The sequence below is a fragment of the Streptomyces sp. NPDC053560 genome, from assembly GCF_044544605.1.
Taxonomy (GTDB): Bacteria; Actinomycetota; Actinomycetes; order Streptomycetales; family Streptomycetaceae; genus Streptomyces.
This window is the reverse complement of sequence record NZ_JBITXI010000027.1, coordinates 34,077-50,172: the sequence shown is the minus strand read 5'-3', so window position 1 is coordinate 50,172 and position 16,096 is coordinate 34,077. Positions and strand designations below refer to the sequence as shown.

Here is a 16,096-nt window from a genome sequence, read left to right as displayed (position 1 = left end):
ACAACCTCCGGCAGCGCGTGCGTTTCGCGGATGCGGTGAAGGAGTTGCTGGCCGGGGAGTACCGGGCGTTCGTCGAGGTGAGTTCGCATCCGGTGGTGTCGATGGCCGTGCAGGACATGATCGACGAGGCGGGGGTGCCGGGGGTCGCTTCGGGCACGCTCCGGCGTGGCCAGGGGGGCCTGGACCGCTTCCTGCTGTCGGCCGCCGAGGTGTTCGTGCGCGGTGTGGATGTGGACTGGGCGGGGCTGTTCGAGGGGACCGGTGTCTCCCGCGTCGACCTGCCCACCTACGCCTTCCAGCACGAACACCTGTGGGCCGTACCGCCCGTACCGGAGGCCGTCACCGCCGCCGACCCGGACGACGACGCGTTCTGGACCGCCGTCGAGGACGGCGACGTCTCGGCGCTGACCTCCACGCTGGGTACCGACGAGGACGCGGTCGCCGCCGTCCTGCCGGCCCTCTCGTCCTGGCGCCGCGCGCGCCGCGACCGCTCCACCGTCGACGCTTGGCGCTACCGCGTCACCTGGGCCCCGGTCGGCCAGGTGCCGCACCGGCCGCTGTCCGGCACCTGGCTGCTCGTCACCGCCGACGGCATCGACGACACCGACCTCACCGAGGCCTTGGAGACGCACGGTGCCGAGGTGCGCCGCCTGGTCCTGGACGAGGCGTGCGCCGACCGCACGGTGCTGGCCGAGCGTCTGGCCGGGGCGGAGGACGTCACCGGCGTCGTCTCCGTACTCGCCGAGGCCGGTACGGACACCACCGTGCCCGGTACCGGCCTGGTGCCCGGCGTCGCCCTGACCGTCGCCCTGATCCAGGCGCTCGGCGACACCGGCATCGACGCGCCGATGTGGGCGCTGACCCGCGGCGCCGTCTCCACCGGCCGCTCCGATGAGCTGACCGCGCCCGTCCAGGCGCAGGTCACCGGCGTCGGCTGGACCGCCGCACTGGAGCACCCGCAGCGCTGGGGCGGCACCGTGGACCTGCCCGCCGCCCTCGACGCCCGCTCCGGGCAGCGGCTCGCCGCCGTCCTGGCCGGCGCGCTCGGCGACGACGACCAGCTCGCCATCCGCCCGTCCGGGGTCTTCACCCGCCGCATCGTCCGTGCCGAGGCCGCCACCGCGCGCCCGGCCCGCGACTGGCGGCCGCGCGGCACCACGCTGGTCACCGGCGGCTCCGGCACCCTCGCCCCGCACCTGGCACGGTGGCTCGCCGAGCAGGGCGCCGAGCACCTGGTGCTGGTGAGCCGGCGCGGCATGGACGCCCCCGGGGCGGCCGAACTCGTCGCCGAACTGGCCGAGAAGGGGACCGAGACGACCGTCGCCGCGTGCGACATCACCGACCGCGCGGCCGCCGCCGCCCTCCTGGCGGGTCTGAAGGCCGAGGGCCGTGCCGTCCGTACGGTCTTCCACACCGCCGCCACCATCGAGCTGCACACCCTCGACGCCACCACCCCCGCCGACTTCGACCGCGTCCTGCACGCCAAGGTCACCGGCGCGCAGGTGCTCGCCGACCTGCTGGACGACGAGGACCTGGACGACTTCGTCCTTTACTCCTCCACCGCCGGCATGTGGGGCAGCGGCGCGCACGCCGCGTACGTCGCGGGCAACGCCTACCTCGCGGCCCTCGCCGAGCACCGCCGTGCCCGCGGCCTGCCCGCCATGTCGCTGTCCTGGGGCATCTGGGCCGACGACCTCAAGCTGGGCCGCGTCGACCCGCAGTTGATCCGCCGCAGCGGCCTGGAGTTCATGGACCCGGCGCTCGCGCTGAGCGGCCTGAAGCGGGCCCTGGACGACGACGAGAGCGTCATCGCCGTCGCCGACGTGGACTGGGAGACGTACCACCCGGTCTACACCTCGGGCCGGCCCACGCCGCTCTTCGACGAGGTGCCCGAGGTCCGCGAGCTCACCGCGGCCGCCGAGGAGGCTGCCGGGACCGTCGTCGAGGGCGAGTTCGCCGCCGCGCTGCGCGGGCTGTCCGAGGCCGAGCAGCAGCGCAAGCTGCTGGAGACGGTCCGTATCGAGGCCGCGTCCGTGCTCGGCCTGTCCTCCCCTGAGGACCTCACCGACCAGCGGGCCTTCCGCGACGTCGGCTTCGACTCGCTGACCGCCGTCGGCCTGCGCAACCGGCTCGCGTCCGTCACCGGACTGACGCTGCCGTCCACGATGGTCTTCGACTACCCGAACCCTGCCGCGCTCGCCGCCTTCCTCCACGGCGAACTGGCCGGGGCGCAGGCCGCCGGGGCCGCCGTCGTCACCGCGAGCGCGCCCGTCGACGACGACCCGATCGCCGTCATCGGCATGAGCTGCCGCTACCCCGGCGGCGTCGGCTCCGCCGAGGACCTGTGGCGGATCGCGCTGGACGAGGTCGACGCCATCTCCGGCTTCCCCGCCGACCGCGGCTGGGACGCCGACGCGCTCTACGACCCGGACCCCGACCGGCAGGGCCGCACGTACTCCGTGCAGGGCGGCTTCCTCCGCGACGTCGCCGACTTCGATCCCGGCTTCTTCGGGATCTCACCGCGCGAGGCGCTGTCCATGGACCCGCAGCAGCGGCTGCTGCTGGAGACCGCGTGGGAGGCGTTCGAGCACGCGGGCATCGATCCGGTCGCGCAGCGCGGCAGCCTCACCGGTACGTTCGTCGGCGCCAGCTACCAGGACTACGCCTCCGGAGTGCCCAGCAGCGAGGGCTCCGAAGGCCACATGATCACCGGCACGCTCTCCAGCGTGCTGTCCGGGCGGGTCTCCTACCTCTTCGGCTTCGAGGGCCCGGCCGTCACGCTCGATACGGCGTGCTCGTCCTCGCTGGTCGCCATGCACCTGGCCTGCCAGTCCCTGCGCAACGGCGAGAGCTCCCTCGCGCTCGCCGGTGGCGTCAGCATCATGTCCACGCCGATGTCCTTCGTCGGCTTCAGCCGGCAGCGCGCCCTCGCCGAGGACGGCCGCTGCAAGGCGTACGCGGACGGCGCCGACGGCATGACCCTCGCCGAGGGCGTCGGCCTGGTCCTGCTGGAGCGGCTCTCCGACGCCCGGCGCAACGGCCACGAGGTCCTCGCCGTCATCCGCGGCTCCGCCGTCAACCAGGACGGCGCCTCCAATGGCCTGACCGCGCCCAACGGCCCGTCCCAGCAGCGCGTCATCCGCCAGGCCCTCGCCAACTCCGGCGTCGAGCCGGGCGACATCGACGTGCTGGAGGGCCACGGCACCGGCACCGCGCTCGGCGACCCGATCGAGGCGCAGGCCCTGTTCACCACCTACGGCCGGGACCGCGACCCCGAGCGGCCGCTGCTGCTGGGGTCGGTGAAGTCCAACATCGGCCACACCCAGATGGCGTCCGGCGTCGCCAGCGTCATCAAGCTGGTCCGCGCCCTCCAGGAGGGCGTCGTACCGAAGTCCCTGCACATCGACCGGCCGTCCACCCACGTCGACTGGTCCTCCGGCGCCATCGGCCTGCTCACCGAGCGCACTCCGTGGCCCGAGACCGGCCGGCCGCGCCGCGCCGCCGTCTCCTCCTTCGGCATCAGCGGCACCAACGTCCACACGGTCCTGGAGCAGGCGCCCGCCGCCGAGGAGACCGCACTGGAGTCCGAGCCGCGCGACGGCCTCGTGCCCGTCCTGGTCTCCGGGCGCGGCGAGGCCGCCCTGCGGGCCCAGGCCGCCCGCCTGCTCACCTTCGTCGAGGAGCACCCCGACACCCACCTGACCGACCTGGCGCACTCCCTCGCCACCTCGCGCGCCGCCCTGGAACGCCGCGCCGCCGTGGTCGCCGCCGACCGCGAGGAGCTGACCCGCGGCCTGCTCGCGCTGCGCGACGGACTGCCCGGACCCGACGTGGTCCAGGGCAGCGCCGGCCGCGGCCGGACCGCCTTCCTGTTCACCGGGCAGGGCAGCCAGCGCGCCGGCATGGGCCGCGAACTGTACGAGCGGTACCCGGTGTTCGCCGACGCCCTGGACGACGTGCTCGCCCGCGTGGACGCCGGCCTCGACCGGCCGCTGCGCGAGGTGCTGTTCGCCCCCGAGGGCTCCGACGAGGCCGCCCTGCTGGACCGGACCGGCTACGCCCAGCCCGCGCTGTTCGCGGTCGAGGTCGCGCTGTTCCGCCTCCTCGCGTCGTGGGGCATCACCCCCGACTACCTGGCCGGGCACTCCATCGGCGAGCTCGCCGCCGCGCACGTCGCGGGCGTGCTGTCCCTGGACGACGCCTGCACCCTCGTCGCCGCCCGCGGCCGCCTCATGCAGGCCCTGCCCGAAGGCGGCGCGATGGTCGCCCTGGAGGCCGCCGAGGACGAGGTGCTGCCGCACCTCGACGAGCGGGTCTCGATCGCCGCGGTGAACGGCCCGCGCTCCGTCGTCGTCGCCGGCGCCGAGGAGCCCGTGCGCGCCGTCGCCGCGCACTTCGCCGAGGAGGGGCGCCGCACCAAGCGGCTGCGGGTGAGCCACGCCTTCCACTCGCCGCTGATGGACGCCATGCTCGACGAGTTCGCCGAGGTGGCCGGCGGCCTGACCTACCACGCGCCGACGATCCCGTTCGTCTCGAACGTCACCGGCACGCTCGCCACCGCCGAGCAGGTATGCACCGCCGACTACTGGGTCCGGCACGTCCGCGGCGCGGTCCGCTTCGCCGACGGCATCGGCTGGCTGTCCGCCCAGGGCGACGTCCGCACCTTCCTGGAGTTGGGCCCGGACGGGGTGCTCAGCGGCATGGCCCGCGAGAGCCTCGCCGACGACACCCGTACCGCGCTCCTGCCGACCCTGCGCGGCGACCGCCCCGAGGAACAGGCGCTCGTCACCGCGGTCGCCGCGGCCCACGCGCACGGCACCGGCGTCGACTGGACCGCGTACTTCGACGGCAGCGGCGCCCGGCGGGTGGCCCTGCCCACGTACGCCTTCCAGCGCGAGCGCTACTGGCCCGACACCACGGCCGCGCCCGCCGGGACGCCGGGCTCCGCGCTCGACGCGGAGTTCTGGGCGGCCGTCGAACGGGACGACGTGGCGGCCCTGGCAGCCTCCCTCGGCCTGGACGACGCGACCGTCACCGCGATGGTCCCGGCGCTGACCGCCTGGCGCCGCCGCCGCGGCGAGCAGTCCGAGATCGACTCCTGGCGCTACCGCGTCACCTGGAAGCCGCGCGCCGGCTCCACCGCCCCCACCACCCTCGCCGGGCGCTGGCTCGTCCTCGTCCCGGCCGATCACGAGGACGAGGCCACCGAGACCTGGGCCGCGGAGGTGGCGGCCGCCCTCGGCACCACCACCGTCCGCATGAGCGTCGCGGACACCGACCGGGCCGCCCTCGCTGCCCGCATCACCGAGGCCGCGGGGGAGAGCGACGGGTTCGCCGGCGTGCTGTCCCTGCTGCCGCTCGCCGCGGGCGACGCGGGACACCCCGGAGCGCCCGCCGCCCTCACCCTCACCGCCACCGCCGTCCAGGCGCTCGGCGACGCCGGTATCGACGCACCGCTGTGGAACGTCACCCGCGGCGCCGTCGCCGTCGGCCGCGCCGAACAGGTCACCGACCCCGGCCAGGCCGCCGTCTGGGGTCTCGGCCGCGCCGTCGCCCTCGAACTGCCCGCCCGCTTCGGCGGCACCGTCGACCTGCCCGCCACCCTCGACGCGCAGGCCGCACGCCGCCTGCGCGGGGTGCTGGCCGCGACCGACGGCGAGAACGCCGTGGCCGTACGAGCGTCCGGCGTCTTCCTCCGCCGCCTCGCGCACAGCCCCGCCGCGGCCGACCCCGCCCGCACCGCCTTCGACCCGGCGGCCGGTACCGTCCTGATCACCGGCGGCACCGGCGGCATCGGCGGACACCTCGCCCGCCGCCTCGCCCGCGACGGCGCCGCGCACCTGCTGCTCACCAGCCGCCGCGGGCCGGATGCCCCCGGCGCCGACGCACTCCGCGCCGAACTGGAGGAGCTGGGCGCCCGCGTCACGATCACCGCCTGCGACGCGGCCGACCGCGACGCCCTCGCCGCGCTCCTGGCCGACGTGCCCGAGAACGCGCCGCTGCACGCGGTCTTCCACACCGCGGGCGTCGTCGACGACCACGTCGTGGACGCACTCACCCCGGAGAGCTTCGCCACCGTCCTGCGCGCCAAGACGGTCGCCGCGCACCACCTGCACGAGCTGACCGAGGGACTGGACCTCGCGGCCTTCGTCCTCTTCTCCTCGACCGCCGGCGTCATCGGCGCCGCCGGGCAGGGCAACTATGCGGCGGCCAACGCCCACCTGGACGCGCTCGCCGAGTACCGCCGCGCCCGCGGTCTGACCGCGCTGTCCGTGGCCTGGGGCCCGTGGGCCGGGCCCGGCATGGTCGCCGACGCCGACGGTGTCGCCGACCGCGTGCGGCGCGGCGGCTTCGAACCGCTCGCCCCCGAGACGGCCGTACGCGCCCTGCTGCGCGCCGTCGAGAACGACGACACCGCCGTCGCCGTCGCCGACATCGACTGGGAGCGGTTCCTGCACGCCTTCGCGGCGGCCCGCACCATGCCGTTCGTCGCCGACCTCCCGGAAACCACCCGCGCCGCCGCGCCCGCCGCCGACGGCGCCGGGTCCGGGCTGCGGCAGCGGCTCGCCGAACTCCCCGCGGACGAGCGCGCCGGGCACGTACTCGACCTGCTGCGCACCCAGGTGGCGGCCGTGCTCGGCCACGCCGACCCGCGCACCGTCGAGGACGACCGGGCCTTCCGCGACCTCGGCTTCGACTCGCTGACCATCCTGGAGCTGCGCAACGCGCTCAACACCGCCACCGGCCTCAGCCTGCCCGCCACCCTCGTCTACGACCTGCCCACGCCGCGCGAGATGGCGGACTTCCTCCTCGCCGAGCTGCTCGGCACGCTCCCCGCCGAGACGGCCACGGCAGTCGCCACCACCGCCGTCGACGACGACCCGATCGCCGTGGTCGGCCTCGCCTGCCGCTTCCCCGGCGGCGTCAGCACACCCGAGGAACTGTGGCAGCTCCTCGAAGCGGGCGGCGACGGCATCGGCCCCTTCCCCGCCGACCGCGGTTGGGACATCGAGGCGCTCGGCGCCGGCGCCTCCGCCACGCTCGACGGCGGATTCCTGAGCGACGTCGCCGACTTCGACGCCCGCTTCTTCGGCATCTCGCCCCGCGAGGCGCTGGCCATGGACCCGCAGCAGCGGCTCCTCCTGGAGACCACCTGGGAGGCCCTGGAGCGGGCCGGGATCGACCCCTCCTCCCTGCGCGGCTCCACCACCGGCGTCTTCGTGGGCACCAACGGCCAGGACTACCCGACCCTGCTGCGCCGCTCCGCCTCGGACGTGGCCGGCTACGTCGCCACCGGCAACACCGCCAGCGTGATGTCGGGACGGCTGTCCTACGTCCTCGGCCTGGAGGGCCCGGCCGTCACCGTCGACACCGCCTGCTCCTCCTCGCTGGTCGCCCTGCACTGGGCGGGCCGCGCGCTGAGCGCCGGCGAGTGCGACCTCGTCGTCGCGGGCGGCGTCTCGGTGATGGCGAGCCCCGACTCGTTCGTGGAGTTCTCCACCCAGGGCGGCCTGGCGCCCGACGGCCGCTGCAAGCCGTTCTCCGACGCCGCCGACGGCACCGCCTGGTCCGAGGGCGTCGGCATCCTCGTCCTGGAGCGGCTGTCCGACGCCCGGCGCAACGGCCACGAGGTCCGCGGCATCATCCGCGGCACCGCCGTCAACCAGGACGGCGCGTCCAACGGCCTGACCGCGCCCAACGGCCTGTCCCAGCAGCGCGTCATCCGGCAGGCGCTCGCCGACGCCCGCCTCACCCCCGCCGACATCGACGCGGTCGAGGCGCACGGCACCGGCACCACCCTCGGCGACCCCATCGAGGCCCAGGCCCTGCTGGCCACGTACGGCCGCGACCGGGACGCCGAACGGCCCCTGCTGCTCGGCACCGTGAAGTCCAACATCGGCCACACCCAGGCCGCCGCCGGTGCCGCGGGCGTCATCAAGATGCTGCTGGCCATGGGCCACGACAGCCTGCCGAAGACGCTGCACGTCGGCACCCCGTCCACGCACGTCGACTGGAGCGGCGGCGCCGTGTCGCTGCTCACCGAGGCGCGGTCCTGGCCGGAGACCGGACGGCCGCGCCGCGCCGGCGTCTCCGCCTTCGGCGTCAGCGGCACCAACGCGCACGTCATCGTCGAGCAGGCGCCCGCCGCCGAGGCCGCGGACACCGACGAGCCCGTACGGGAGGCCGCGCCGGGCGTCGTGCCGTGGCTGCTCTCCGGCCGCAGCCGGGAGGCGCTCCAGGCGCAGATCGACCGGCTCACCGCGCACGTCGCCGCACACCCCGGGCTGCCGCCGCTGGACGTCGGCCGCTCGCTGGCCACCGACCGCACGCTCTTCCCGCACCGCGCCGTCCTGCTCGCAGGGCCGGACGGGGTACGGGAGGCCGCTCGCGGCAGCGCGGGCCGCACGCCGGGGAGGACCGCGTTCCTCTTCTCCGGCCAGGGGGCCCAGCACGGCATGATGGGCCGCGAACTCTACGAGCGGTTCCCGGTGTTCGCCGACGCGCTGGACGCGGTCCTCGCACAGTTCGACACCGAGCTGGACTTCCCGCTGCGGGAGGTGCTCTTCGCCGCGCCCGGCACCCCGGACGCCGAACTCCTGGACGAGACCGGCTGGACCCAGCCCGCGCTCTTCGCCGTCGAGGTCGCGCTGTTCCGGCTCGCCGAGTCCTGGCAGCTGAACCCCGACCACGTGGCCGGACACTCCGTCGGCGAGATCGCCGCCGCACACGTCGCCGGGGTCCTGACCCTGGAGGACGCCTGCCGGCTGGTCGCCGCCCGAGCCTCCCTCATGCAGGATCTGCCGGAGGGTGGCGCCATGGTCGCCGTCCAGGCCACCGAGGACGAGGTCGCTCCGCTGCTCGGCGACGGCGTCGCGATCGCCGCCGTCAACGGGCCCCGGGCCGTGGTCGTCGCGGGCGCCGAGGGCGCCGTGCTCGCCGTCGCGGAGCACTTCGCCGCCGACGGCCGCCGCACCCGGCGGCTGCGGGTCAGCCACGCCTTCCACTCGCCGCTGATGGACCCGATGCTGACGGAGTTCGCCCGCGTCGCGGAGACCCTCACCTACCACGAGCCGCGCATCCCGGTCGTCTCCACGGTCACCGGCGCCCCGGCCGGTGCCGAACTGCGCACCCCGGCCTACTGGGTGCGGCACGCCCGTGCGACCGTGCGGTTCGCCGACGCCGTGCGCGCCCTGCACGAGGCCGGCGCCACCACCTTCGTGGAGATCGGCCCGGACGGCGTGCTGTCCGCCCTGGCCGAGCAGACCCTCGACGCGGTCGCGGCGGACGAGCCCACCGTGGCCGTACCGCTGCAGCGCCGCGACCGCGCCGAGGACGTCGCCCTGCTGGAGGCCCTGGCCACCCTGCACACCCGCGGTACCGGACCGTCCTGGGCCGCGTACTTCGAAGCGGTGGGCGGCCGCCGCGTCGAACTGCCCACCTACGCCTTCCAGCGGGAGCGGTACTGGCCCGAGCCCGGTACGCCCGTCACGGCGGCCGCGCAGGAGGACCCGGCCGACGCCGCCTTCTGGCAGGCCGTCGAGCGGGAGGACCTGGAGAGCCTGTCCGCCTCGCTCGGCCTCGACGGCGACACGGTCACCGCGATGGTGCCCGCGCTCTCCGCCTGGCGCCGCCGCCGCGGCGAGCGGTCCGCCGCCGCGGCCCTGCGCTACCACGAGACGTGGGCCCCGCTCGGTACGCCGGAGGCCGCGCCGGCCGGCCGCCGCATCCTGGCGCTCGTCCCTGCGGACCACGCCGACGCCGCCTGGGTGGCCGCGATCGTCACCGCGCTGAACGCCGACACCGTGCTGATCGGCGGCGATACCGGCGCGCTCGCACGGCAGGTGGCGGCGTACGAAGCCCACGGACTGAGCGGTGTCGTCTCGCTGCTCGCCGCCGGCTCCGACGCGCTGCCCGCCGACGGGGCCTGGCCCGCCGCCGTGCTCGACGCGCTGGCCGGGGCCGGGATCGACGCGCCCCTGTGGTGCGTCACCCGCGGCGCCGTCGCCGTCGGGGCCGAGACGCCCACCGCCGTCGGCCAGGCCGCCCTGTGGGGCCTCGGCCGGGTGGCCGCGCTCGAACACCCCGAGCGTTTCGGGGGTCTCGCCGACCTGCCGGCCGACGTCGACGCGGCGACGGCCGAGCGGTTCGCCGCGCACCTCGCCGCGCCCGGCGCCGACGACCAGATCGCCCTCCGTGCCACCGGCCTGTACGGCCGTCGCCTGGTCCGTACGCCCGCCGCGGCGGGCGACGCCACATGGCAGCCCTCCGGCACCGTCGTGGTCGTCGGCGGCACCGGCACCATGGGCGGCCGCGCCGCCCGCTGGCTGGCCCGCGAGGGCGCCCGCCACCTCGTCCTGACCGCCCCCGAGGACACCGGAGCCGAGGCCCTGGTCGCCGAGCTGACCGCACTCGGTGCCGAGGTCACCGTCGTGACGCACGACGTCCGCGACGGGGCGGCGTTCGCCGCGCTCCTCGACGGTCTGCCGTCCGACGACGCACCGCTCACCGCGGTCGTCCACGCGGCGGAGGACGGCGCCGCCCCCGGCAGCACCGCGGCCGACCTCGCCGACGCGCTCGCCCCGGTGGCGGCGCTCGCCGACGCACTCGCAGACCGCCCGCTGGACGCCTTCGTCCTCTTCGGCTCCATCGCCGGGGTGTGGGGCGTCCGCGGGCGGGCGGCCGAGGCCGCGACCGGCGCCTACCTGGACGCCTTCGCCCGCGCCCGCCGCGACCGCGGCACGCCGGCCCTGGCCGTCGCCTGGAGCGCCTGGTCCGACCTGGCCGACGCCTCGATGGCCGCACACCTGCGGATGAACGGCCTGCCGGTGCTGGACGCCGACACCGCCCTCGCCGCGCTCGGCCGCGCCGTCGCCGACGGGGCGGCCGCAACGACCGTGGCCGACGTCCGCTGGGAGACCTTCGCACCCGCCCACGACGAGGCCCGCCGCACCGCACTGTTCGACGCGCTGCCCGAGGCCCGTACCGCGCTCGCCGAGGCGACGCGGGACCGCGCCGACCGGGAGACGGCCACCGAGGGCTACGGCCGGTGGCTCATGGAGCAGCCCGAGGCGGACCGCGGCGACATCCTGCTGGCCCTGGTCACCGAGAAGGCCGCGACGGTGCTCGGCCACGCTGACCACACGCTCGTCGAGCCCGACCTGCCCTTCCGAGACCTGGGCTTCGACTCGCTGACCGCCGTCGACCTGCGCAACCAGCTCACCGCGGCCACCGGGATCGCGCTGCCCGCCACGCTCGTCTTCGACCACCCGAGCCCGGCGGCGCTCGCCGCCCACCTGCGGACCGAACTCCTCGGCGGCCTCACCGCCCCCGCTGACCCGGTCGCCGCACCGGCCGCCACCGGCGACGACCCGATCGTCATCGTCGGCATGGCCTGCCGCTACCCCGGCGGCATCGCCTCGCCGGAGGGCCTGTGGCAGCTGGTCACCGACGAGATCGACGCCGTCGGCGACTTCCCGGCCGACCGCGGCTGGGACCTGGACGCCCTCGCGGGCGACGGACCCGGCCGCAGCGCCACCGCCCAGGGCGGCTTCCTGTACGACGCGACCGACTTCGACCCCGGCCTGTTCGGCATCTCGCCGCGCGAGGCCCTCGTGATGGACCCGCAGCAGCGCATCCTCCTCGAAGCGTCGTGGGAGGCGCTGGAGCGGGCCGGGATCGACCCGGCGACCCTGCGCGGCAGCGGCACCACCGGCGTCTTCGTCGGCGGCGGCTCCGGCGACTACCGGCCGCCGGAGGAGGCCGGGCAGTGGCAGACCGCCCAGTCCGCGAGCCTCCTCTCCGGCCGGCTCGCCTATACCTTCGGCATCCAGGGCCCGACCGTCTCGGTCGACACGGCCTGCTCCTCGTCGCTGGTCGCGCTGCACCTGGCCGCGCAGGCCCTGCGCGCAGGAGAGTGCTCCATCGCCCTGGCCGGCGGCGTCACCGTCATGGCCACCCCCGTGGGCTTCGTGGAGTTCAGCGCCCAGGGCGCGCTGTCGCCGGACGGCCGCTGCCGCGCCTTCTCCGACGACGCGAACGGCACCGGCTGGTCCGAGGGCGTCGGCATGCTCGTCGTCGAGCGCCTCTCCGACGCCCGGCGCAACGGCCACCGCGTCCTCGCCGTGCTGCGCGGCTCCGCCATCAACCAGGACGGTGCCTCCAACGGCCTCACCGCGCCCAGCGGCCCCGCCCAGCAGCGCGTCATCCGCCAGGCCCTCGCCAACGCCCGCCTGGCCCCCGCCGAGGTCGACGCGGTCGAGGCGCACGGCACCGGCACGAAGCTGGGCGACCCGATCGAGGCGCAGGCCCTGCTCGCCACGTACGGGCAGGACCGGGAGCGGCCCGTACTGATCGGCTCCCTCAAGGCCAACATCGGCCACACCCAGGCCGCTTCCGGCGTCGGCGGCGTCATCAAGATGGTCCTCGCCATGCGCCACGGCCAACTGCCGCGCTCGCTGTACGCCGAGAACCCCTCCTCGCACGTCGACTGGACCGCGGGCAACGCCCGGCTGCTCACCGAGCGGACCGCGTGGCCCGAGTCCGGGCGGCCGCGTCGCGCCGGCGTCTCCTCCTTCGGCGCCAGCGGCACCAACGCCCACGTCATCCTGGAGCAGCCGCCGCTCGCCGCGGAGCCCGCCCGGCCCGCCGACGACGGCGCGGTCCTGCCGGTCCTGCTGTCGGGCCGCTCGCAGAACGCGCTGCGCGCCCAGGCCCGCCGGCTCCTCACGCACCTGGACCGGCACCCCGGGACGCGGCTGGCCGACCTCGCGTACTCGCTGGCGACCACCCGCGCCACCTTCGAGCACCGGGCCGCCGTCACCGCCGCCGACCACGCGGCGCTCCGCACCGGCCTCACCGCCATCGCCGAGGGCACCGCCGCCGCGCACGTCGCCGAGCACCACGTCGAGCGGACCGGCAAGCGCGCCGTGCTCTTCTCGGGCCAGGGTTCCCAGCGGCTCGGCATGGGGCGCGAACTGTACGACCGCTACCCGGCGTTCGCGGAGGCGTTCGACGCGGTACTGACCCGGCTCGACGGCCATCTCGGCACCCCGCTGCGCGACTTCATGTGGCACGGCGACGAGGACACCCTGAACGGGACCGGATACACCCAGCCCGCGCTCTTCGCGGTCGAGGTCGCGCTGTACCGCCTGACCGAGTCCTGGGGCATCCGCCCCGACTTCGTCGCCGGGCACTCCGTCGGCGAGATCGCCGCGGCCCACGTCGCGGGCGTCCTCTCCCTGGACGACGCCTGCCGCCTGGTCGCCGCCCGCGCCTCCCTCATGCAGGCGCTGCCGAGCGGCGGTGCCATGGTCGCCGTCGAGGCCACCGAGGACGAGGTCACGCCGCTGCTCACCGAGGGCGTCTCGGTCGCCGCGGTCAACGGCCCGGCCGCCGTGGTCCTCTCGGGCGACGAGGAGGCCGTGACCGCCCTGGCCGACGTACTCGCCGAAAAGGGCCGCAGGACCAACCGCCTGCGGGTCAGCCACGCCTTCCACTCAGCCCTGATGGACCCGATGCTCGACGGCTTCCGCGCGGTCGCGGAGAGCCTGGAGTACCGGGAGCCGCGCATCCCCGTGGTCTCCAACCTCACCGGTGAGGTCGCGGACGCCGAAGAGCTGTGCTCCGCCGACTACTGGGTGCGCCACGTGCGCGGCACCGTACGGTTCGCCGACGGCGTCCGCGCCATGGCCGCCCGAGGCGTCCGCGTCTTCCTCGAACTGGGCCCCGACGCCGTCCTGTCCGCCATGGCGCAGCAGAGTGCGCCGGACGCCGTCACCGTTCCCGCCCTGCGCCGCCGGCGCGGCGAGGAGGAGACGCTGGCCGCCGCCGTCGCCCGGCTGCACGTCCACGCCGCCGGTCCGCGCTGGGACGCCTACTTCGAGGGCAGCGGCGCGCAGTGGCTCGACCTGCCGACGTACGCCTTCCAGCGCGGCCGCTTCTGGCCCGACGCCATGCCGGGCCTCGCGCCGGCGGGCGCGGCGGCCGACACCCCGGCCGGCACCGACGCGGCCTTCTGGGACGCCGTCGCGCAGGAGGACTTCACCTCCCTGGAGTCCGAACTCGACGTCGAGGGCGACGCGCTGTCCAAGGTGCTGCCCGCGCTGCTGGACTGGCGCCGCCGCAAGGCCGACGAAGCGCAGTTGGACGGCTGGCGCCACCGGATCGTGTGGAAGCGCCTGACCGGCGCGGCCATGGCGCACCGCAAGTCGCTCAGCGGCACCTGGCTGGCCGTCGTCCCCGAGGGCATGGGCGACGACCCCTGGGTCACCACCGCGCTCGACGGACTCGGAACCCAGCTCGTCCGCGTCGAGGCCAAGTCGGCCGACCGGGAAGCGCTGGCCGAGACGATCCGCGCCCGCACGACCGGCGGCACCCGCTACGGCGGCGTCGTCTCCCTCCTGGCCCTGCGCGACACCCTCACCGGCGATGTGCCCGAGGGCGTCGGGCTCACCACGGCGCTCCTTCAGGCGCTCGGCGACGCGGGGATCGACGCGCCGCTGTGGTGCGTCACCCGCAGCGCCGTCTCCGCCAACCGCACCGACCGCCCGCACCGGCCGCTGCAGGCCGCCGTCTGGGGCCTGGGCCGGGTGGCCGCGCTGGAGTACCCGCAGCGCTGGGGCGGACTGGTCGACCTTCCCGAAGAGCCCGACGAGCGGGCCGCGGCCGGGCTCGGCGCCGTGCTCGCCGGACTCGACGGGGAGGACCAGGCCGCCGTCCGCGGCTCCGCGGTCCTCGCCCGCCGCCTGGTCCCGGCCCCCGTCCGCAAGCCGGCCCGCCCATGGGACCCGTCCGGCACGGTCCTGGTCACCGGCGGCACCGGCGCACTCGGCGCGCACGTCGCGCGGCGCCTCGCCAAGGACGGCGCGCAACACCTCGTGCTGCTCAGCCGCCGCGGACCGGACGCGCCCGGCGCCAAGGAGCTGTACGCCGAACTCGACGCGCTCGGCACCGGCGTCACCGTCGCCGCCTGCGACGCCGCCGACCGCGATCAGCTCGCTGCCGTCCTCGACGCCATCCCGGCCGACCGGCCGCTGACCGGCGTGGTGCACGCCGCCGGCGTCCTCGACGACGGCGTGCTCGACCGGCTCACGCCCGAGCGGTACCAGGAGGTCTTCCGCTCCAAGGTGACCGCCGCCCTGCTGCTCGACGAGCTGACCCGCGACCGCGACCTCGCCGCGTTCGTCCTCTTCTCCTCCGCCTCCTCCGCGGTCGGCAACCCAGGCCAGGCCAACTACGCGGCGGCCAACGCCGTCCTGGACGCCCTCGCGGAGGACCGCCGGGTGCGCGGCCTGCCCGCCACCTCGGTCTCCTGGGGTGCTTGGGGAGGCGGCGGCATGGCCGGTGCGGGCGGCGCGGACGCGGCCGCCCGGCGCGCCGGGGTCGGCGCCATGGACCCCGACCTCGCGGTCGAGTCGCTGCTGCGCCTGGTCACCGAGAAGGAGCCGACCGCGGTGGTCGCCGAGGTCGCCCTGGACCGCTTCGCCGGCGCCTTCGGCGGGGCACGGCCCAGCGCGCTGCTGCGGGAGTTCCCCGGCTACCGTGAGCTGGCCGAGGCCGCGGCGGCCCCGCGGACAACGGAGGACGGCGCCCTCGCCCAACGGCTCGCCGCGCTGCCGCCCGGCCGCCGTCTGGACACCGTCGTGGACCTGGTGCGGACCCGCGCCGCGCAGGTGCTCGGCTACCCGGACACCGACGCCGTCGGCGCCGAGCGCTCCTTCCGCGACCTCGGTGTGGACTCGCTCGGCGCGGTCGAACTGCGCAACCAGCTCGGCGCTGCGACCGGCCTGAGCCTTCCGGCGACGCTGGTCTTCGACCACCCCACCCCCACGGCCCTGGGCGAGTACGTCCTCGCCCTGCTCGTCCCCGACGAGCCGGCCGCGTCCGACGAGGAGACGGAGATCAGGGCCGTGCTGGCCTCTGTACCGCTCGACCAGCTGCGCGAGATCGGTGTCCTGGAGCCGCTGCTCCAGCTCGCCGGGCGCGGCGGTGCCGTGGACGACGAAGACGGCGAGTCCATCGACTCGATGACAGTGGCAGACCTGGTGCGGGCCGCGCTCAACGGCCAGTCCGACCTGTAGCGCGATTGATGGAGCAG

Annotated in this window: 1 protein-coding gene; it reads left to right on the top strand. The window is 76.0% G+C overall.

The window, feature by feature from the left end; all coding sequences use genetic code 11:
* Positions 1–16,079: type I polyketide synthase (locus ACIGQF_RS38115; protein ID WP_399720574.1), on the top strand; the 16,079-nt coding region annotated here is incomplete at its 5' end.
* Positions 16,080–16,096 lie beyond the last annotated feature (17 nt).